The following is an 18,133-nucleotide window of genomic DNA, read 5'->3' as shown; positions in this document are numbered from 1 at the left end:
GACCCACCCCTCTGTGTGCCTGCCACCCCTCTTCATGCGCACGCAACGGGCCGGAGCGCACGAGAGGGGGTGGGTCGGCGAGGTCAGCACTCGATGACGTTCACCGCCAGACCGCCCTCGCTGGTCTCCTTGTACTTGGTCGACATGTCGAGACCGGTCTGGCGCATCGTCTCGACGACGGCATCCAGCGAGACATAGTGGCTCCCGTCGCCGCGGAGCGCGAGACGTGCGGCGGTGACCGCGGTGGAGGCGGCGATCGCGTTGCGCTCGATGCACGGGATCTGCACGAGTCCGCCGATCGGGTCGCATGTGAGGCCGAGGTGATGCTCCATCGCGATCTCCGCGGCGTTCTCGATCTGCCGGTTCGTGCCGCCCATCACCGCGGTGAGCCCACCCGCGGCCATCGCGCACGCGGAGCCGACCTCGGCCTGACACCCGCCTTCGGCGCCGGAGATCGAGGCGTTGGCCTTGAACAGCGACCCGAGGGCGGTGGCCGTCAGCAGGAACCGGCGGATGCCCCGGCGGCGATTGGCCTCCGCGATCTCCGCGTCCTCCCCGTCGAGTGCGGGAGCGGGCGGCGGGGCCCCGTCGAACCCGAGCAGCGCGCTGCCGACGAGCTCCCCGTACGGCGTCACCGCGTTCCCGGCGCCGAGCCCCGAGTCGGCGAGGAAGCGCCACCAGTACATCGCCACCGCGGGGAGAATGCCCGCCGCGCCGTTGGTCGGAGCGGTCACGACGCGCCCACCCGCCGCGTTCTCCTCGTTCACGGCCAGCGCGAACGCGCCGAGCCACTCGCCGGGCAGCTCTCGGTGCCCCTCGGCTTCGACCGCCTCGAGCTGTGCGCGGATCGTGCCGGCGCGGCGCTTCACCTGCAGCATGCCCGGAAGCACCCCGTCGGCGTGGAGCCCCGCGTCCACGCAGCCCGACATCGCATCCCAGATCGCGTCGAGGCCGGCGGCGACCTCCTCCTCGCTCCGCAGCGCCGTCTCGTTGCGGCGGGCGACCTCCGCGATGGACAGTCCCAGCTCGTCGCACAGGGTGAGCAGCGAGGCGGCATCGGCATACGGGTGCGGGAAGGCGCCGGTGGAGAGCTGCGCTTCCTCCCCCTCGCGCCGGATGAACCCGCCGCCGATCGAGTAGTACGTCTGCTCGAACAGGATGGTTCCGTCCCGGTCACGGGCGATGAGCGTCATGGCGTTCGGATGGCCGGGGAGGCGGGTCCGCGGCGCGAACACGATGTCGTCCTTCCGGAACGGCACCGCGTGGGCGCCGTCGATCCGCAGCGGCTCACCCTCGGGGTAGGCGGACCAGGCCGCGCGCACCGCCGCCGGGTCACAGGTCTCGGGTGCGAGACCGCGCAGCCCCGCGACCACCGCGTCCGGGGTGCCATGGCCGATACCGGTGGCGCCGAGCGAGCCGTACAGCGTGCATTCGACCCGGGCGATGCGGTCGAGCTCGCCGGAACCGGAGAGCCGGCGCGCGAAGTCGAGTGCCGCCCGCATCGGTCCGACGGTGTGCGAGCTGGACGGGCCGACGCCGATGGAGAAGAGGTCGAAGGCCGAGACGTACGCAGTCACCCCTCCAGGCTACGCCGAGTTCACGGATCCGGTTCACCGCGATTAACCGCGTGGCCGACGGGTCGGCGTCAAGGCCCTTCATCTCGTGTCGAGGCGGAGGCAGGCTGAGAGCACGACATCGCAGAAAGGGACGATCATGACCGACAGCACTCCCGAACAGACCGCGAACGACGAGCTCTCGCCCGAGGCGCAGACCCCCACGCCGACCCCCGCGTCCGACACCTCGGAGGGCGAGGCGACGACGCCGGAGCAGGCGGACTCCCCGGAGGACGCGGACCCGGCCGAGGTCCCGAGCACCGAGGAGCTGGAGGAGCCCAGCACCGAGAAGTCCCCCGGCGAGGAGCCGAAGGCCCCGAAGCGCGACGACCCGGAACCGGATCACGAGGCCGTCGGCCTCGGCGTCGACTGACCCGGCCCGAAACCCCGGACTACCGCCGAGACCCCGCCCTGCAGACGTCTGCAGGGCGGGGTCTCGACGCGAGAGCGGGGTCTCGGGGATCTACTCGACGAGCTTGCCGGTCGTGTCGACGTCGCGCATGAGCTCGGCGATCTCCTCGGGGATCGCGGGGATCTCCTCGCGGGTCACGCCGGCGGACGGGGACCACACGAGGTTCACCTGCAGCGTGGGATCGGTGTCCGGGAAGTCGCTGCGGTTGTGGCATCCGCGAGTCTCCCGACGCTCCCGCGCCGCCTCCAGCGTGGCCCGGGCAGCGAGCGCGGAGGCCTTGAGGTCGAACGCGTGCGCGAGGTCCTGGAATCCGGCGATGTCCGGGTGGATGCCGATGTCCTCCATGCGCCCCTCGATCATGTCGAGGTCGGCGAGGCCCGCCTTCAGCCCGTCCTCCGACCGCACCACGCCGGCGTACTCCGTCATGAGGTTGCGGATCGCGCGCTGCAGAGCCCGCACGTTCTCGCGCCCCTCCGCGGCCAGGAGGTCGTCGATCTCGGCACGAGCGGCGGCGACCGCATCGGCCGACCGGCGCTGGGCGTCGAGCCCCGCAGCGTGGGCCATGGCGGCCTGACCGACGATCCGGCCATAGACGAGCAACTCGATGAGCGAGTTCCCGCCGAGACGGTTCGCGCCGTGGAGTCCGCTCGACGCCTCCCCGATCGCGTACAGCCCGTCGACGTCGGTCTGGTGGTCGTCCGGCCGCACCCACACGCCGCCCATCGAGTAGTGCGCGGTCGGCGCGATCTCGATCGGGTCCGCGGTGATGTCGAGCATCTGCAGCTCCATCATCGTCTGATAGACGCGCGGAAGCCGGGTCATGATGGTCTCGCGGGGCAGGTGCGACACGTCGAGCCAGACGCCGCCGTTCTCCGTACCGCGGCCCTCCTGGATCTCCGTGTAGGCGGCGAGCGCGACACGGTCGCGGGTCGACAGCTCCATCCGCTCGGGGTCGTACTTCTCCATGAACCGCTCGCCCCGGGCATTGCGGAGGATGCCGCCCTCCCCGCGCGCGGCCTCGGAGATGAGGGTACCGGCGGCGTTCTCGGGCTCGATGATGCCGGACGGATGGAACTGCACCAGCTCGGGGTCGCGGAGTCGCGCCCCCGCCTCCACAGCGAGCCGGAAGGAGTCTCCGGTGTTCTCGTCACGCCTCGACGACGTCCGGCGCCAGATGCGGTTGTGCCCGCCCGCGGCGAGGATCACCGCGTCCGCATGGATGAGGTAGCGCGTGCCGTCCGCCTGATCGAAGCCGTAAGCGCCGAAGATGACGTTGTCGCGCACGAGCAGACGGGTGATGTAGACGTTGTCGAGGATGGGGACGTCGAGCTGCTCGGCGCGGGCGACCAGCGTCCGCTGGATCTCGAGGCCGGTGTAATCGCCGGCGAAGGCGGTGCGGCGGTAGGTGTGCGCACCGAAGAAGCGCTGCGAGATGCGGCCGTCGCCCTCGCGGGCGAAGTCCATGCCCCAGCGCTCGAGGTCGCGGATGCCGCGCTCGGCGCCCTGGGTGACGATCTGGACGGTATGGGGGTTGGCGAGGAGGTAGCTTTCCTTGATCGTGTCCGCCGCGTGCTGCTGCCAGCTGTCTTCGGCGTCCATCGTGCCGAGAGCGGCGTTGATGCCGCCGGCCGCGAGCGACGTGTGGGCGTCCTGCCGCGGGCGTTTGCCGACGGCGAGCACGTCGACGCCGTGCTCGGCGACCTCGATCGCGGCGCGGAGCCCGGAGCCTCCGGTGCCGATCACGAGGACCGTGGTGGAGATCTGACGTTCGAGTGCATTCATGCTCTCGACGCTAGTTAGGCGATCCTAATAACTCCAATGCATAGTTTGTCTGGAAACCATGCGGGTACGCTATGGATATGAACCTCGAGCAGCTCCGCGGGTTCGTCGAAGTCGCCCGCCTCGGCCACTTCACCCGCGCCTCCGAGCACCTCCACCTCGCCCAGCCGTCGCTGAGCCGTCAGATCTCGACCCTCGAACGCGAGCTCGGCGCCGAGCTGTTCCATCGCGCGCGCGGCCACATCGCCCTGACGGCGGCCGGGGAGACGGTCCTCCCTCGCGCGCAGCGCATGCTCGCCGAAGCCGACGCCATCCGCGACGAGGTGGCCGAGCTCGCCGGGCTCCGCCGTGGACGGGTGCGACTCGGCGCCCCGCCCACCCTGTGCATCAGCCTCGTGGCGGAAGCTCTCAGCTCGTTCCATGCCACCCACCCCGGCATCGATCTGCACCTCACGGAGGGCGGCTCTCGCCTGCTCGTCGAGCAGCTCGCGGTCGGCGCGGTCGACATCGCCCTCGTGACCCAGTCCGAGGGTCCGGTGCCGGCAGGGGTCAGCCTCACGCACGTCCCGCTGCTCGCCGAGGAGCTCGTGGTGATCTCGTCGGCGGCGGCCCCTCCGGTGACCCACGGCTCGTCCGTGAGCCTGGCGCACCTCGCCACGCTCCCGCTCATCCAGTTCGACGAGAGCTACGAACTGCGCGCCGCGATGGACGCCGTCTTCCGGGCCGCCGATCTCACCCCGACCCTCGCGCTGGAGGGCGCGGAGATGGATGCGGTGCTGCGCTTCGTCGAGCGCGGCGTCGGCGTCGCGGTGGTCCCGGCGATGGTGCTGTACGAACGCCCCGCACTGCGATCCGCGCGTCTCGCCCACCCCGCGATGTCCCGGACGATCAGCCTCGCCCACCGCTCCGACGTGACGCCCGCCGTCGCGGTCGCCGCGATGCGGTCGGCGATCATGGCGACGGCGGCCGACCTCGCGGAACGCGATCCCGCTATCACCAGCCTGCTCTGACCGCGGCACCTGCCCCCGGACAGCGAAAACCCCCGCCGCTTCCGCGACGGGGGTTTCCGTACTGTCTCAACACAGTGTGCGCCTCGAGGGACTCGAACCCCCAACCTTCTGATCCGTAGTCAGATGCTCTATCCATTGAGCTAGAGGCGCAGGACCCGCGGTGCTTTACCGCTCAGCGGGCCGACGACCAGCCTACAACAGACGAGACCGGAAAGCGAAACGAGGGCTCACTCCCCCTTCGCGGCCACCTTCTCCTGCTTCTTCCGCCGCTTCTCCCTGGCCCGCTGCTGCGAGGAGAGCGCCTGCAGGTCGACGAGCCGCAGTGCCTGCATCCGCGCCTCACGCATACGTGCGTAGTCGGGATCCTGATCGGGTCGCATGCCCTCGACGCGCAGTCGACGGTCGAGGTTGTGCCGCACGTCGGCCCAGGCCGCCGCGCGCGCCTCCTCGACGATGCTCTCCAGCTGGGCACGGTCATCCATCATCTCGCGCAGACGCTGCGCGACGCCGAGCGACTGCTTCGCCCGCCTCCGGAGATTGCGCACATCGCGGTCGCGGTAGTCGTGCGTGCCGACTGGATCGGAATGCCGACCGCGGGCGCGCTTGCGCAAGGCCGTGACCGTGGCCGCGGCCTCCTCCGACTCCTCGGCCATCGCGCCGAGAGCAGCCCTCGCATCCTCGACGTACTTGTCGAGGTCGAAGACGCCGTCCTCGGCGATGGTGCCGATGAGGATGTGATTCTTCACGGCGAGGCGCGCAGCGGCCGTCGCGATCGCGACGCCTTCGGCGATGGCATCCGCAGTCCGTCCCACCGGCACCTCCTTCTCTCGAGCGTACCGGTACCGATGCCGCGCAGTCTCGGCCGGATTGGCTCCGGATCAGCATGCCGCACACCTCCGACATCGAAGCCCCTGTCGGGCCGGGGCTAGCGGACGACCCCGACCCAGATACCGGAGGCCCAGGTCTGCTGCTCGCCGGAGCACCCGACCGAACCCGGGAAGCCGCGGACGACGGCCATGCAGTTGGCCAGGAACTCCGGATCGCCGCCGAACATCGTCGCGTAGGCGCCGGACGAGGTGAGGGCACCCCAGACCCGGAACTGATGGATGTGGGCGAGCTCGTGCGCCATCGCCCAGTTCAGGCGTCCGTCGCTCCACCCGGTGATGTCGGCACGGTACTTGATGTAGCCGTTGCTGTTGGCGCAGGCCGGCGCTGTGCCGCCCGCACACGACGACGACTCGTACAGCCCGACGCCCCCGCCGCCCACCCGGTCGAGGGCCGCGCGCACCCGCGCATAGCCGTCCGGCCCGCTCGACGTCCACACGGGCCCGCCGGGACCGGCGCTCTGCGATGCCTGCCACCCTGCGACCTCGGTGCCGACCTTCTGCGTGAGCGCCTCGACCGTCGCGGTCGCCGCGACCACGGTGTCGGGATCGTGGCGCTCGACGCGCACCGTCTCCTGAGCCGACCGGGCGGAAGCGAGATGCGCCGCGGTGTCGACCTTGCCGTCCGCACCACGGAGGACGGCCGCGAGCGTCGAGAGCTCCTCGAGGAACGCGGGACGCACGGCCAGCACGGCGGCCCGATCCGCGGTGTCCTGCTCGGCCTGCGCGACGGCGCCGGACAGGTGGTCGGTGCGCTGCGCGGCGTCGTGCGATCGGTCGGCCAGAACGGAGAGCTGCGCCAACGCCTCCGCCCGCTCGTGGTCCAGCGCGTCGGCCCGGGCGACGACGGCCGCCGCGAGGAGCACGGCCACCGACACCGTCACCGCCAGTTTCCGGCGCATCACGGCAGGAAGCCCGTCGTGTCCGAGAGATCGGCGTCCTGCTCAGCGATACGGGACCGGAGTTCGGTGAGACGCTCCGCGAGGGCGAGGTTCTCCGTCTGCGACTCGTCGAGCACGTCCTCGATCCGAGCGATCTCGGCCTTCACAGCGGCGACGTCCGCGGCACGCTCCTGGTCGGCCATGACGAGGAGCGCAGCACCGCCGAGCAGGAGGATTCCCCCGACGACGACAGCAAGATTTCGCATCTCGCTCCCCAGGACAGCACGAACAGACCGGACCGACTCCGACCGGACAAGGATACAACCGGCCTTCCGCGCGGTGGGGGTGTCTTCGCAGACGGACGCGCTCAGCCGGTCACGGTCTGCGCCAGCCGTCGTTCGGCCGCCGAATGTCCGCTGGCCAGGTGAGCGGGGACCATCCGGCGCACCGCCTCGACGTCCCGCGCGGCGACGGCCTCGAGGATGACGCGGTGCTCGTCCGCCATCGCCGCCAGATCGTCGTGTTGTCCGAACAGCCACCGCAGGCGGGTCAGGAACACCGCGATGAGCTCGCCCAGCATCTCGTTGCCCGCCAGATCGACGGCGATCTCGTGGAACTCCGCCGCCGCTGTGCGCGCGGTCTCGGCGTCTCCTGCCCGCGCCGCCGCAGCCTCGCGCTCATAGGCATCCCGCAGGCGTGCGAGCCCGGCGGCGTCATGCCGCTCGGCCGCGAAGACGAAGATGAGGGTCTCGATCGCCTCCCGCACCTCGGCGAAGTTGCGGATGTCGTCATGGGTGAACTCCCGCACGACCGCCCACGTCCGCGGTCGTGCGACCACCACGCCCTCCGCGACCAGGGTCCTGATCGCCTCCCGCACCGGGAGACGCGACACCTGCAGCTCGGCCGCGATGTCCCGTTCCACGAGACGCGATCCCGGTGGGCGTCGCCCGAGCACGATGTCGTCTCGGAGGATCCTCGTGACCCTGACCGACTCGAGTTCCCCGCCTACCCCCACAGCCCCCGCCATCCGGGCATTCTCGCACCCCGGCCCGGGATTGGCCAAGTTTGGTATCCCAGACCGGAGGCGCGAGCCGACTCAGGGCAGACGGTTCGCCCGCGCGACGTTCGCGGTCAGCTCTTCCGCGTTCTGCCGGACGACGTACGCCGGACGGTCGCGCTCGACCCGCCACGACTCGCTGAGCGGGCCGACGTTGACCGTGTCGAAGCCGGCCTCGTCGTAGAAGCGGGTCACGAAGGCCACAGCCTCGGCGTCATCACCCGCGGTGGCCAGCGCCCGCCGGTTCGGCGTACCGGCCGGAGTCCCGTCGGTCGTGATGTCCGCGGCGTAGATGTGGTTGAACGCCTTGGCGATCCTCGATTCCGGGAGCTGCGCCTGCACGAGCTCGGACGTGGTGGTCTCGCCCTTGTCGAGGGACTCGATGTGCCCGTCGCGCTCGAAGTAGTAGTTGTTCGTGTCGAGCACGATCTTCCCGGCGAGCTGTGCGGCGGGAAGCTGATCGATCGCGTGCAGCGGCACCGTCACCACGGCCACGTCCGCCGCGGCGGCCGCTTCCTCCGCCGTCGCCGCCTTCGCGTGCGGCCCGAGCTCTGCGACGAGGTCGGCCAAGGTTTCCGGCCCTCGCGAGTTCGCGATCACGACGTCATAGCCGTTGGCCACCGCCACTCGGGCGACCTGGCTGCCGATGTTGCCTGCTCCGATGATTCCGAGAGTTGTCATGCTCGGGCCAACGCCTGCCGCCCGATGCTATTCCCGGTCCGAGACAGGAGCGGACGAGGTCAGAGGCGCGTGAGCGCGTCCTCGGCCGCCACCCAGGCGAGCATGGCGCACTTCACGCGAGCCACATACCGGGAGACCCCGCTGAGGGCCGCGGCGTCGCCGAGCAGCTCCTCGTCCGGCTCGATCGTGCCCCGGGAGCGCATCGCCTCGCGGAAGGCCGCGATGCGCACCTCGAGCTCGTCCACGGTGAGGCCTTCGGCGAGCTCGGCGAGCAGGGAGGCGGACGCCTGGGAGATGGCGCACCCGTGCCCCTCCCACGCGATCGCCTCCACGTCGCCGTCGGCGCCGCGATGCACCTGCAGGGTGATCTCGTCGCCGCAGGTCGGGTTGAGCTGATGCGACTGCGCCGCGATCTCCTCGCGGAGCCCGAAGCCGTGCGGCGTGCGCGAGTGGTCGAGGATCAGCTCCTGGTACAGGCTCTGCAGGTCGCTCATGCGCCCCTCCCGAAGAACGCGATCGCCCCGGCGACCGCCTCGATGACGGCATCCACCTCGGACGCTGTCGTGTACAGATAGGTGCTCGCCCTCGTCGACGAGGTCACACCGAGCCGGCGGTGCAGCGGCTGCGCGCAGTGGTGCCCGACGCGCACGGCGATGCCCTGGTCGTCGAGGAACTGCCCGACGTCGTGCGAGTGGATCCCGGCGACGTCGAAGCTTGCGAGCCCCACGCGCGGCAGCTCGATGCCCGCGCCCAGGACCCGCACGCCGTCGATCGCCCCGAGCCCGTCGACGAGTCGCTGCCCGAACGCGGCCTCGTGCGCGGCGATGCGATCCATCCCCACCGCGGAGAGGTAGTCGACCGCGGCGGCGAGCGCGATCGCCTGGGACACCCGCTGCGTGCCCGCTTCGAAGCGCTGCGGCGGTGGCAGGTATTCGGCCTCGGTCGTGGTGACGGTCGTGATCATGGAACCGCCCGTGAGGAACGGGGGCATCGCGGTGAGGACCTCGCGACGGCCGTAGAGCGCCCCGATGCCGGTGGGGCCGAGCATCTTGTGGCCGGAGAGGACGGCGAGATCGACCCCGAGCGCGTGGAGGTCCAGCGGCAGGTGCGGAGCCGACTGGCAGGCATCGAGCAGCGTGAGGGCGCCGACCTCCCTGGCCAGCGCGACGAGGGTCTCGACGGGGTTGATCACGCCCAACACGTTCGATACGTGGGTGAAGGCCACGAGCTTCGTGCGCTCCGAGATGAGCTCCGCGGCCGCATCCAGACGGAGGGCCCCGTCGTCGTCGAGCGGGATGACCCGGAGCGTGGCCCCGGTGCGCGCAGCGAGCTCCTGCCAGGGGATGAGGTTGGCGTGGTGCTCCATCTCGGTGGTGACGATCTCGTCCCCCTCGCGGAGCCGGAGGCCTGCAGCGGCGGCACCGCCCCGGCCGAGCGAGGCATTGGAGAGGGAGTAGGCGACGAGATTGACGGCCTCGGTGGCGTTCGAGGTCCAGACGATCTCGTCGTCGTCGGCGCCCACGAAACGAGCGAGCGTGCTGCGGGCGTCCTCGAACAGCTCGGTCGCCTCTGCCGCGAGCGTGTGGGCGCCGCGGTGGACGGCCGCGTTCATGGCGGTGGCGAAGCGTCGTTCGGCGTCGAGCACGGACTCCGGACGCTGCGACGTCGCGCCCGAGTCGAGGTACGCCAGGGGGTGGCCGTGCACGCGGGTGTGCAGGATCGGGAAGTCCTCGCGGATCCGCTGCACCTCGGTCTCGGTCAGCGGGGTGATCACGTCGACTCCGGGAGAAGCGCTCATCGTTCCAGTCTCCCATCTTCCGCGTGGCCCGGGTCCGGCTCCGGGCGGGCACAGCTTCGGAGACGGGACGAGACACCCCGGGCCGTGCGACTACCGAGCGGCGCGTCGGCGGCGATCTCCGAAGTCGTGCACGGGCGGAAGGACTAGGACATGCGGGCGAGACGGGCCCGCGCGATGCAGAAGGCGCCGTACAGCGCGAAGCCGACGCCGACCGCCCCGAGGATGAGGCGGCCGAACGGCAGGGTGAGGAGACTGTGCAGGGCGGCGTCGAGCCCCGCGGCGCGCTCCGGATCCTGCGTCACAGCGGCCACCACGAACAGCACGCCGGTGACTCCCACCGCGATGCCCTTGCCGATGTAGCCCACGATGCCGAGGGCCATCACTCCGGCTCGGGCGGCTCCGGTCGGCACGTCGATGAGCTTGCGGAACGAGCGCATGACCCCGCCGACGATGAAGCCGATGCCGACACCGATGACGCTGAGACCGATCACCACGAGCAGCGCCACCCCGCCGGGCGCGGACAGGACCACCTGGCTCAGGGTCTTCGAGGCGTCGGAGGACTCCGCCCGGCCGCCCACGGCGTAGATGAGCGCCAGTCCGGCGATCACGAGGTACGTGCCGGAGATGCCGAAGAGCTTGAGACGCTTGCCCCACTTCTTCGTCTCGGCGGGGTCGGCGGCGAGGAACCCGCTCGCCACCTGCCACACGGCGAGCGCGAGGAGGCCCACGGCGATCGCGAGCAGCAGCAGTCCCCCGACCGGGTTGTTGCGCACCTGCTCCATCGCGCCGTCCTGGTCGGCGTCACCCGACCCGCCCGCGGCGATCGTGATGGCGATCGCGCCGATGATGATGTGGATGACGCCGAGGACGACGAAACCCGCGCGGGCGGTCCGCCGGAACGCGGTGGAGTCCTTCGCCACGCGCGCCGCATGCTTGACGGTGCTCATGCTCGAAGAGTATCCGCCGCGGGCGGTCGGAATCAGGGGGTTGCTTTCCGGACGCGCGGTGCGGAAGCACTCAGGTGATCCGCTCCACCGGCTGCCGCAGGATGGTGCGCAGCTTCTCCGGGGCCGTCCGGCGACGGTCACTGAGGTAGATCTCGTGGTGCCGACCGCGCATCCGCAACCCGTTCTCTGGGACGAACCGCTCGTGCAGCTCCTCCAGCACGGGGCCCTCATCGTCGAACGGTCCGACGTGCAGCGTCTGCACGCACAGCCCCTCGTCTAGCACCTCCCGCCGGACCGCGGCCAGCGCCGGGAGCTCCTCCCCCTTCTTCGCGCTCTTCGCCGCGACCGTCTCGACCGCGCGGTCGAAGAAGGCGGGAGCGACGTGGTCGCCGACCATGATCATCAGCGTCCAGAGCCAGGTCGACTTGTCGCGCCGGGTGGTGAACGACGCCATGTCGGGCGCGTGCCACAGGCCTTCCAGGGGCATCACGACCTGATCGACGCCGAGCTCGGCACGGCCGGCGAACTTGAGCGTGTACGCCAGCGGGTAGAGGGCAGCGACCGCGTCGAAGAACGCCGGCGCGGTGTTCGGATCGCCGGCGCCGTCGACCATCAGATAGGTCAGTGGCGGCACGTCGAGGATCCGGAAGGTCCCCCGTTTCGCCTGGTACGCATCGAGCGTCTTCTTTGGATCGGTCGCCGTCATGGCCTGCCCCGCTTCGTCGTCGTGCGGTCAGTGTGCCCCAGGGCACCGACATCGGGTCGAGCCCCACGGGCCCGACCCGATCCACGGTCAGCTCTGCTCGACGGGGAGCCAGAGCTCACAGGAGGCCGTGTCGCCGGTGAACTCCCGGTAGCGGACGATCGAGGGCCCGGGTCGCAGCCGCCACGGGTTCGACGGGAACCACTCGGTCGCCGTCGCCGCCCACAGATTCTGCAGAGTCTCCGGGAAGGGGCCGCTCGCGCCGAACACGGCCCACGTGCCCTCCGCCACGCGCAGGGTGTCGAGCTCGTCCGGAACCGCGGTGTCGTCGAGCACGGCCACCCCGTGCAGGTAGGTCAGCGGCGTCCCCTCCGGGGCATCCGGATCGATGTCGGCGGTCACGGCGAGGATGCCCGCGGGCTCCTCGTTGCCGAGCGCCTTGAGGCGGGCGTGCTCGTCCGGCGGGATGGCGGCGATGTGCGCCTGGATGTGCGGATTGACGCCGACGTGGATGAGCGGGACCTCCGCGGCATGACCGACGAGGGCGAACGCGGGGCGGTGGGTGATGGTGACATCCATCGGGGTGCTCCCTTCGACGCTCAGGCGGAACCGGAGCGTGGGTTGTGTGCGGAGAGGACCCCCGTGCCGACGCGCGTCCGCCGGCCCGATGCCGTGCACGGCGCGGAACGCCCGGGCGAACGCCTCGGTCGAGCCGTAGCCGTGCCGAACGGCGACATCGAGCAGACTCGGTGCACCGGCGGCGAGCTCCGCACCCGCGAGCGTCATCCGACGACGCCGCACGTATTCGGTCAACGGCACCCCGGCGAGCGCCGAGAACATCCGGCGCAGGTGGTACTCGGTGGTGCCGTGCGCGCGGGCGAACGCGGCGACGTCGATCTCCTGACCGCTGTCCGCGTCGACGAGGTCGACCAGGGCGTTGAGCGTGCCGATCACGGGGGTCCTCCTTTCCCCACCATCGTGTCGCCGCAGCCCTCCCGGTACCCGATCGTCCCGGTCCGATGCGATCGGGTCGGAGCTCAGAGCTCGGTCGGCACCGCCGGCTCGGCGTCCTCCACCTCGGGGTGCCGAGCGAGGTTCACGACGGCGGCGATGAGGCCGCCCCACACCGTGACCATGGCGATGATCATCATGACGATCGCAGTGGTGGTCATGCCCCCGCTCCCTTCGTCTGCGCGGCCGGGACGGCGATGCTCGTCGTCTCCGGATCGGCGGCGTACTCCTCCTGGTCCAGGAAGTCGTCGTAGCCGACGTCGTCCTTGGCGCGGGAGCGCCTGCTCCACGGCACCAGCGACAGCAGTACTCCGCCGACCACCAACGCGATGACCATGCCCCAGCCGAACACGCCGAGGAACCAGCCGGGGTAGCCGCTGTACGGCTCCGCGATCTTCGTCAGGAGTTCGGTGATCAGCAGGTACCCGAGCACGAGCGGGGCCAGCACGCCCACGAGCAGGCGCCAGAGGAGGCCGACGCGGAAGCTCGAACGGCGGTTCAGGTGCTCCTGCAGCTGCGGCAGCTTGTGCAGCACCCAGGCCACGACGATCACCGCGACGAGGGCGACCGCCATGATGCCGAAGGCGTTGACGAAGGCATCGGTGGTGTCGAGCACCGACAGCGCGGTGGTGGTGGAGAACAGCGCGGCGGAGATGATGGCCAGCGGGATCGAGACGACGAGGGTGGTGCGCACCCGCGCCCAGCCGAGCTTGTCCTGCAGCGCCGCGACGATCACCTCCAGGATCGAGATCATCGAGGTGATCCCCGCGAAGACGAGGGCGCCGAAGAACAGCACGCCGATGATCGACCCGCCGGTCGCCTGGGACACGATCGTCGGGAACGCGACGAAGGCGAGGCCGATGCCCGAGGTCGCGACGCCGGAGACATCCGTGCCCTGCGCCTGTGCCATGAACCCGAGGGCCGCGAACACGCCGATGCCGGCGAGGATCTCGAAGCCGGAGTTGGCGAACGCGACCACGAGGCCCGAGCCGGTGAGGTCGGTCTTGCGCTTCAGGTAGGAGGCATAGGTCACCATGATGCCGAAGGCGACGGACAGCGAGAAGAAGATGTGCCCGTAGGCGGAGGCCCACACGGCCGGGTCGGCGAGTGCCTCCCAGTTCGGCGTGAAGAAGGCGTTGAGACCGTCCAGGGCGCCGGGGAGGAAGAGGGCCTGCACCACGAGCACGGCGAACATGAGGGTGAGCAGCGGCATCAGGATCATGTTGGCGCGCCCGATGCCGCGCTTGACGCCGAGGGCCATGATGACGATGACGATCAGCCACACCGCGATCAGCGGCAGGCCCACCTGCGGCACGAACTCCCCGGACAGACCGACCTCCGCCACGTCTGCCGACTGCAGGAAGTCCACGAAGAAGAAGTCGTTCTCGTTACCCGCTCCCCAGGTGAGCTGCGCCGAGAACCAGGTGTACATGCCGGCCCACGCGACGATCACGGCGTAGTACACCGCGATGACGACGCAGATCAGCACCTGCCACCACCCCAGCGGTTCGGCGGCCCGGTGCAGGCGTCGGAACGCGAGCGGCGCGGAGCCCCGGAACCGGTGGCCGACCGCGTAGTCCAGGAACAGCAGCGGGATGCCGGCCGTCAGCAGCGCACACAGATACGGGATGAGGAACGCACCGCCGCCGCCCTCGTAGGCGACGTACGGGAAGCGCCAGATGTTCCCGAGACCCACGGCCGAGCCGATCGCCGAGAGGATGAACACGTTCCGCGAGCCGAAGGCCTCGCGCTGCGGCGTCTGGGTGGGTCTAGGCATGCCCGCGAGGATACCGGAAGCCATGGGCCCCGGCGAGTGACGCGCTCGGGTCAGAGCATCGCCGTCAGCACGCCCCCATCCGCCCGCAGCGCGGCGCCGTTCGTCGCGGAGGCCCGGACGCTGGAGAGGTAGACAACGAGGTCCGCGACCTCGGTCGGATCGAGGAAGCGCTCCAGGAGTGTGGTCGTGTTCTGTCCGATGATCGCCTCTTTCATCACGTCCACGGAGACGGACTGGGCTGCTGCGACGGCGGCGACGCTCGCCGCGACGCCCTCCGAGTAGGTCGGGCCACCCAGGACGGTGTTGACCGTCACGCCGGTGCCGCGAGTGAGCTTGGCCAGCCCGTTCCCGAGCGCGATCATCGCGGCCTTCGTCACGCCGTAGTGCACCATGTCAGCCGGGACGTTGACGCCGGACTCGCGGCTGACGAAGACGATGCGCCCCCAGCCCCGTTCCCGCATCCCCGGCAGGAGAGAGCGGGACAGACGCACTCCGCTCATCACGTTCACCTCGAAGTAGCGCGCCCAGTCCTCGTCGGTGATGTCCGCGAAGTCGGCGAGTCCGAAGAGACCGACGTTGTTGACGAGGATGTCCACCCGACCGAGCTTCTCCGTCACCGCGACCACCTGGTCGGGGTCGGTGAAGTCCGCGGCGATCCCGGAGACGGCCGCCCCGGGATGCGCGAGGGCCACGGCGGCGACCGCGGCGTCGACGCGTCGCTCGTCACGACCGTTGATCACGACATCGACCCCCTCGGCAGCGAGAGCGGACGCGACCGCAAATCCGATCCCCTGGCTCGACCCGCTGATGAACGCCCTCTTGCCGCGCAACCCCAGTTCCATCCATCTCCCTCTCGCTTCAGCGGACCTCCCGCATGACTTGCCTGAGCAAGTCATACTAGCCGCTGTTCACTTTCCCAAGCAAGCCACGAGCATGGCTCAACCGCTACGGTGGAGGAATGTCGCCGCTCTCCCCCGCCCCCTTGAACGCCGAAGAGATGGACGTCTGGTCGGCACTCGCGACGCTCCTCGAACGGCTCCCGGCGGCCCTCGACGCGCAGTTGCAGCGGGACAGCGGGCTCACCCACTTCGAGCACGGGATCCTCTTCGCCCTCGATTCGGCGCCGGAGCGCACCCTCCGCCTCAGCGTCCTCGCCGGCTACGCGAACAGCACGCTGTCCCGGCTCTCCCGCGCCATCACTCGCCTGGAGGCGAAAGGCTGGGTCCGACGCGAAGTCGACGTGGAGGACGGGCGCTTCACCCTCGGCATCCTCACCGACGCCGGCCATCGGAAGGTCGAGGAGTCGACTCCCGCCCACCAGGCCCTCATCCGCCGCGTCGTCTTCGATGCCCTCACACCGGCGCAGGCGCGGCAGCTCGGTGCGGCCAGCCGGAAGATCTCCGCCGCACTCTCCCCTGATCCGACCTGGATGCCCGGGACGCAGGCGTGAGGAGGACAGCCCCGCAGCCGGGAACACGAAAGCCCCGGCGAGCGGACTCGTCGGGGCTTCTCCGTGCGGAGACGAGGGGATTTGAACCCCTGGTCCCCGTGAGGGGACTCCACCTTAGCAGGGTGGTGCACTAGGCCGGACTATGCGACGTCTCCAGGCATCCGGCTCGAGAGCACGGATGCACCCCACCATCATAACGGGTCCGACGCGTGGTCACGAACCGCCGGTCTCGGACGCTCCCCGGCGCGGGCCGGCCGCCCTGCGATACTGGCCGCACGTTGCGAGGGCCCGCCCCCGCGGACGCGAGAGGAGACGCCATGTCCGAGCCATCGGGAGCGCACGTCCGCGCGGGATTCGCCGCCCCGGCCGACCCGAGGCGCGGTGCCCTCGGCTATGCCGCGGTGCTCGCCCTCCTCATCGTCTCGTACGGACTGTGCGCGGCCCAGCCCGGCACGGTTCCCAGCCCCTGGGCGTTCCTGGCGATGCTGGTCACGGTCGCGATCGTGTTCCGCGTGACCAGGGCCCGCGCCCTCGTGCAGCGGGTGTCGTGGGTCGTGCTCTCGGCCGCCGGGCTCGCTGCCCTCCTCGCGGCGTTCTTCGCCACGGACAGTCCGGCCCTCGCCGTCGCCCTCTCCGCCGCCTCCATGATCGCGCTGCTGGTCGCGCCGTGGGCGATCATCGCGCACCAGGTCACCCGACGAGGCCTCGACGTCGAGGCCCTCCTGGCCGCCGTGACGGCCTACATCCTCGTGGGCATGTTCTTCGCCTTCGTCTACAACCTGCTGTCGCTGCTGCTGCCGACCCCGCTGTTCGGCGATGCGGCGAGCGATTCGCTCGGCAATCAACTCTTCTTCTCGTTCACCGCCCTGACGACGACGGGCTACGGCAACCTCGTCCCCGTCGGATCGGGCGTGCAGGCGGTGGCCATCGCCGAGGGGATCACCGGGCAGCTCTTCCTCATCACCGCCGTGGCGCGCATCATGCGGGGCGCCAGCGCCCAGCGCTCCACGCCGACGCCGGCCTGACCGCGGTCACTCCCCGGTGGTCGAGCGGCGGGCGACGAGCTCCGGCCGGAACAGCACGTGCTCCGGCGCGGGCGCCACGTCGTCCTGGCCCCGCAGCAGCAGGTCGACCGCGGTGGAGCCGATGAGCGCGGCCGGCTGCCGCACCGAGCTGAGCGGGATCACGGCGGCCGCGGCGAAGTCGATGTCGTCGTAGCCGACGAGCGCGATGTCCTCGGGGACCCGGGCATCGCCGGTCATCACCAGGCTCTGCAGGAGGCCGAGGGCCAGGAGATCGTTCGCCGCGAAGACGGCGTCCGGCCGGTCCCCCGCGGCACGGTCGAGAATCTGCGCACCGGCGCGCCGCCCCTCCTCGACGGTGAGCGCGGAGGTCGCGATGAACTCCAGCCCGACCCCTGCCGCAGCCGCCGCGGCCTGCGCGCCGCTCAGGCGATCGGAGACCTGGCGCAGCGCGACCGGGCCGCCGACGAAGGCGATCCGGCGACGGCCGACCCCGAGCAGGTGCTCCGTCGCGATGCGTCCGCCCTCGACGTCGTCGACGGCGACGGAGGCGAACCGCTCATCCTGCGATTCCCGGTCGACGAGGACGGCGTGCGTACCGCGCTCATGCATCCGCACCAGCCGCGGCAGGGACTCCGCCACCGGGGTGACGAGCACACCCGTCACCCGCTGCTCCTCGAAGAGGTCCAGGTGCATCGCCTCGCGGTCCTGCTTCTCGTCGCTGTTCGCGACGAGGACGGAGAGTCCGTGCTGGTCGGCGCGCTCCTCGGCCCCGCGGATCACCTCGGCGAAGAACGGGTTCCGGATGTCGAGCACGACGAGCCCGATTGTGCGGCTGCGCCCGGCACGGAGCTGCCGCGCCGCGTCGTTGCGCACGAACCCGAGACGGTCGATGGACGCCTGTACGCGAGCGACGGTCTCCGCGGCCACCTTCTCCGGCCGATTGAGCACGTTCGACACGGTCCCGACGGAGACACCCGCGTCCTCGGCGACCTCCCGCACACTGACGGCCATCGCGCCCTCCCTCCGGTTCCCGCCGCTGAAACGACTCATCCGCGGGGATCGCCTCAGACTCTCACGCCGTATTGACACGCGTCAACACAGCCCC

Annotated in this window: 20 protein-coding genes and 2 tRNA genes; 4 read left to right on the top strand and 18 right to left on the bottom strand. The window is 70.7% G+C overall.

The features are described 5' to 3' along the window. Nucleotides 1–83 precede the first annotated feature (83 nt). Entirely contained in the window at nt 84–1,577 is a 1,494-nt protein-coding gene (locus AB0310_RS13005; protein ID WP_366237404.1) for an L-serine ammonia-lyase, iron-sulfur-dependent, subunit alpha, read from the bottom strand. Between the two features lie 136 nt (nt 1,578–1,713). Here AB0310_RS13005 and AB0310_RS13000 point away from each other — a divergent pair, with 136 nt between their 5' ends. Then, the gene (locus tag AB0310_RS13000; RefSeq protein WP_268777608.1) at nt 1,714–1,986 is read left to right on the top strand and encodes a hypothetical protein; all 273 of its coding nucleotides are present in this window, start codon (nt 1,714–1,716) and stop codon (nt 1,984–1,986) included. Nucleotides 1,987–2,076: 90 nt separating this feature from the next. On the opposite strand, the gene AB0310_RS12995 is transcribed toward AB0310_RS13000, so the two are convergent. Next, nucleotides 2,077–3,807, bottom strand: a complete 1,731-nt coding sequence (locus AB0310_RS12995; protein ID WP_366237403.1) for an L-aspartate oxidase — start codon at nt 3,805–3,807, stop codon at nt 2,077–2,079. 71 nt (nt 3,808–3,878) lie between these two features. Between AB0310_RS12995 and AB0310_RS12990 the strand changes: the two genes are divergently transcribed. Next, nucleotides 3,879–4,814: a LysR family transcriptional regulator gene (locus AB0310_RS12990; RefSeq protein ID WP_370428368.1), complete on the top strand. Its 936-nt coding sequence runs from the start codon at nt 3,879–3,881 to the stop codon at nt 4,812–4,814. 77 nt (nt 4,815–4,891) lie between these two features. On the opposite strand, the gene AB0310_RS12985 is transcribed toward AB0310_RS12990, so the two are convergent. From AB0310_RS12985 to AB0310_RS12920, 14 genes are all read right to left on the bottom strand, one after another. After that, nucleotides 4,892–4,964 (bottom strand) — tRNA-Arg (locus tag AB0310_RS12985). A gap of 77 nt (nt 4,965–5,041) precedes the next feature. Beyond that, nucleotides 5,042–5,626, bottom strand: coding sequence for an asparagine synthase (locus tag AB0310_RS12980; RefSeq protein WP_187663254.1), 585 nt, complete (start codon nt 5,624–5,626; stop codon nt 5,042–5,044). A gap of 113 nt (nt 5,627–5,739) precedes the next feature. Next, the gene (locus AB0310_RS12975) at nt 5,740–6,600 is read right to left on the bottom strand and encodes a hypothetical protein (protein ID WP_280569275.1); all 861 of its coding nucleotides are present in this window, start codon (nt 6,598–6,600) and stop codon (nt 5,740–5,742) included. Further along, nucleotides 6,600–6,845 (bottom strand): hypothetical protein, encoded by a 246-nt coding sequence (locus AB0310_RS12970; protein ID WP_187663252.1) that lies wholly within the window; start codon nt 6,843–6,845, stop codon nt 6,600–6,602. Before AB0310_RS12970 ends, AB0310_RS12975 begins: the two co-directional genes overlap by 1 nt. 101 nt (nt 6,846–6,946) lie before the next feature. Further along, nucleotides 6,947–7,606 (bottom strand): GntR family transcriptional regulator, encoded by a 660-nt coding sequence (locus AB0310_RS12965; RefSeq protein ID WP_187663251.1) that lies wholly within the window; start codon nt 7,604–7,606, stop codon nt 6,947–6,949. A 69-nt stretch (nt 7,607–7,675) separates the two neighbouring features. Next, nucleotides 7,676–8,317 (bottom strand): NADPH-dependent F420 reductase, encoded by a 642-nt coding sequence (locus tag AB0310_RS12960; protein WP_268777612.1) that lies wholly within the window; start codon nt 8,315–8,317, stop codon nt 7,676–7,678. A gap of 59 nt (nt 8,318–8,376) precedes the next feature. Beyond that, nucleotides 8,377–8,811 carry a Fe-S cluster assembly sulfur transfer protein SufU gene (sufU, locus tag AB0310_RS12955; RefSeq protein ID WP_366237402.1) on the bottom strand — a complete coding sequence of 145 codons (435 nt, stop codon included), beginning with the start codon at nt 8,809–8,811 and terminating at the stop codon, nt 8,377–8,379. Then, nucleotides 8,808–10,115, bottom strand: a complete 1,308-nt coding sequence (locus AB0310_RS12950) for a SufS family cysteine desulfurase (RefSeq protein WP_366237401.1) — start codon at nt 10,113–10,115, stop codon at nt 8,808–8,810. Before AB0310_RS12950 ends, sufU begins: the two co-directional genes overlap by 4 nt. A 143-nt stretch (nt 10,116–10,258) precedes the next feature. Further along, nucleotides 10,259–11,062, bottom strand: a complete 804-nt coding sequence (locus AB0310_RS12945; RefSeq protein WP_268777614.1) for a DUF1206 domain-containing protein — start codon at nt 11,060–11,062, stop codon at nt 10,259–10,261. Nucleotides 11,063–11,132: 70 nt separating this feature from the next. Next, nucleotides 11,133–11,768, bottom strand: coding sequence for a GyrI-like domain-containing protein (locus AB0310_RS12940; RefSeq protein ID WP_366237400.1), 636 nt, complete (start codon nt 11,766–11,768; stop codon nt 11,133–11,135). A gap of 87 nt (nt 11,769–11,855) precedes the next feature. Continuing rightward, nucleotides 11,856–12,719, bottom strand: coding sequence for an AraC family transcriptional regulator (locus tag AB0310_RS12935; RefSeq protein WP_366237399.1), 864 nt, complete (start codon nt 12,717–12,719; stop codon nt 11,856–11,858). Between the two features lie 83 nt (nt 12,720–12,802). Then, nucleotides 12,803–12,937: a methionine/alanine import family NSS transporter small subunit gene (locus tag AB0310_RS12930; RefSeq protein WP_187663244.1), complete on the bottom strand. Its 135-nt coding sequence runs from the start codon at nt 12,935–12,937 to the stop codon at nt 12,803–12,805. After that, the gene (locus tag AB0310_RS12925; RefSeq protein WP_268777617.1) at nt 12,934–14,553 is read right to left on the bottom strand and encodes a sodium-dependent transporter; all 1,620 of its coding nucleotides are present in this window, start codon (nt 14,551–14,553) and stop codon (nt 12,934–12,936) included. The genes AB0310_RS12930 and AB0310_RS12925 overlap by 4 nt, the downstream gene beginning before the upstream one ends. 50 nt (nt 14,554–14,603) lie before the next feature. Continuing rightward, complete coding sequence (locus tag AB0310_RS12920; RefSeq protein ID WP_366237398.1) at nt 14,604–15,395, bottom strand: SDR family NAD(P)-dependent oxidoreductase; 792 nt, start codon at nt 15,393–15,395, stop codon at nt 14,604–14,606. Between the two features lie 116 nt (nt 15,396–15,511). Here AB0310_RS12920 and AB0310_RS12915 point away from each other — a divergent pair, with 116 nt between their 5' ends. After that, a complete protein-coding gene (locus AB0310_RS12915) occupies nt 15,512–16,003 on the top strand; it encodes a MarR family winged helix-turn-helix transcriptional regulator (RefSeq protein ID WP_366237397.1) in 492 nt (163 codons plus the stop codon). 66 nt (nt 16,004–16,069) lie between these two features. Here the strand turns inward: AB0310_RS12915 and AB0310_RS12910 are convergent. Further along, a tRNA-Ser gene (locus tag AB0310_RS12910) sits at nt 16,070–16,158 on the bottom strand. Between the two features lie 162 nt (nt 16,159–16,320). Between AB0310_RS12910 and AB0310_RS12905 the strand changes: the two genes are divergently transcribed. Continuing rightward, on the top strand, nt 16,321–17,028 hold the full coding sequence (locus AB0310_RS12905) for an ion channel (RefSeq protein ID WP_315637191.1): 708 nt from the start codon (nt 16,321–16,323) through the stop codon (nt 17,026–17,028). A 6-nt stretch (nt 17,029–17,034) separates the two neighbouring features. Here the strand turns inward: AB0310_RS12905 and AB0310_RS12900 are convergent, their stop codons facing one another. Further along, a complete protein-coding gene (locus tag AB0310_RS12900) occupies nt 17,035–18,039 on the bottom strand; it encodes a LacI family DNA-binding transcriptional regulator (protein ID WP_315637190.1) in 1,005 nt (334 codons plus the stop codon). Nucleotides 18,040–18,133 lie beyond the last annotated feature (94 nt).

Source organism: Microbacterium meiriae, assembly GCF_040702565.1.
In the GTDB taxonomy this organism is placed as follows: Bacteria; Actinomycetota; Actinomycetes; order Actinomycetales; family Microbacteriaceae; genus Microbacterium; species Microbacterium meiriae.
The sequence above is the reverse complement of the archived record's forward strand: the minus strand, read 5'-3'. Positions and strand labels throughout refer to the sequence as shown.

What these genes read in the sequence shown, in the direction of transcription:
- AB0310_RS12940 (WP_366237400.1), bottom strand. Translation starts at nt 11,768, where the DNA reads ATGACGGCGACCGATCCAAAGAAGACGCTCGATGCGTACCAGGCGAAA.
- AB0310_RS12925 (WP_268777617.1), bottom strand. Translation starts at nt 14,553, where the DNA reads ATGCCTAGACCCACCCAGACGCCGCAGCGCGAGGCCTTCGGCTCGCGG.
- AB0310_RS12995 (WP_366237403.1), bottom strand. Translation starts at nt 3,807, where the DNA reads ATGAATGCACTCGAACGTCAGATCTCCACCACGGTCCTCGTGATCGGC.
- sufU (WP_366237402.1), bottom strand. Translation starts at nt 8,811, where the DNA reads ATGAGCGACCTGCAGAGCCTGTACCAGGAGCTGATCCTCGACCACTCG.
- AB0310_RS12930 (WP_187663244.1), bottom strand. Translation starts at nt 12,937, where the DNA reads ATGACCACCACTGCGATCGTCATGATGATCATCGCCATGGTCACGGTG.
- AB0310_RS12965 (WP_187663251.1), bottom strand. Translation starts at nt 7,606, where the DNA reads ATGGCGGGGGCTGTGGGGGTAGGCGGGGAACTCGAGTCGGTCAGGGTC.
- AB0310_RS12920 (WP_366237398.1), bottom strand. Translation starts at nt 15,395, where the DNA reads ATGGAACTGGGGTTGCGCGGCAAGAGGGCGTTCATCAGCGGGTCGAGC.
- AB0310_RS12945 (WP_268777614.1), bottom strand. Translation starts at nt 11,062, where the DNA reads ATGAGCACCGTCAAGCATGCGGCGCGCGTGGCGAAGGACTCCACCGCG.
- AB0310_RS12960 (WP_268777612.1), bottom strand. Translation starts at nt 8,317, where the DNA reads ATGACAACTCTCGGAATCATCGGAGCAGGCAACATCGGCAGCCAGGTC.
- AB0310_RS12950 (WP_366237401.1), bottom strand. Translation starts at nt 10,115, where the DNA reads ATGAGCGCTTCTCCCGGAGTCGACGTGATCACCCCGCTGACCGAGACC.
- AB0310_RS12975 (WP_280569275.1), bottom strand. Translation starts at nt 6,600, where the DNA reads ATGCGCCGGAAACTGGCGGTGACGGTGTCGGTGGCCGTGCTCCTCGCG.
- AB0310_RS12915 (WP_366237397.1), top strand. Translation starts at nt 15,512, where the DNA reads ATGTCGCCGCTCTCCCCCGCCCCCTTGAACGCCGAAGAGATGGACGTC.
- AB0310_RS12905 (WP_315637191.1), top strand. Translation starts at nt 16,321, where the DNA reads ATGTCCGAGCCATCGGGAGCGCACGTCCGCGCGGGATTCGCCGCCCCG.
- AB0310_RS12970 (WP_187663252.1), bottom strand. Translation starts at nt 6,845, where the DNA reads ATGCGAAATCTTGCTGTCGTCGTCGGGGGAATCCTCCTGCTCGGCGGT.
- AB0310_RS12900 (WP_315637190.1), bottom strand. Translation starts at nt 18,039, where the DNA reads ATGGCCGTCAGTGTGCGGGAGGTCGCCGAGGACGCGGGTGTCTCCGTC.
- AB0310_RS12990 (WP_370428368.1), top strand. Translation starts at nt 3,879, where the DNA reads ATGGATATGAACCTCGAGCAGCTCCGCGGGTTCGTCGAAGTCGCCCGC.
- AB0310_RS13000 (WP_268777608.1), top strand. Translation starts at nt 1,714, where the DNA reads ATGACCGACAGCACTCCCGAACAGACCGCGAACGACGAGCTCTCGCCC.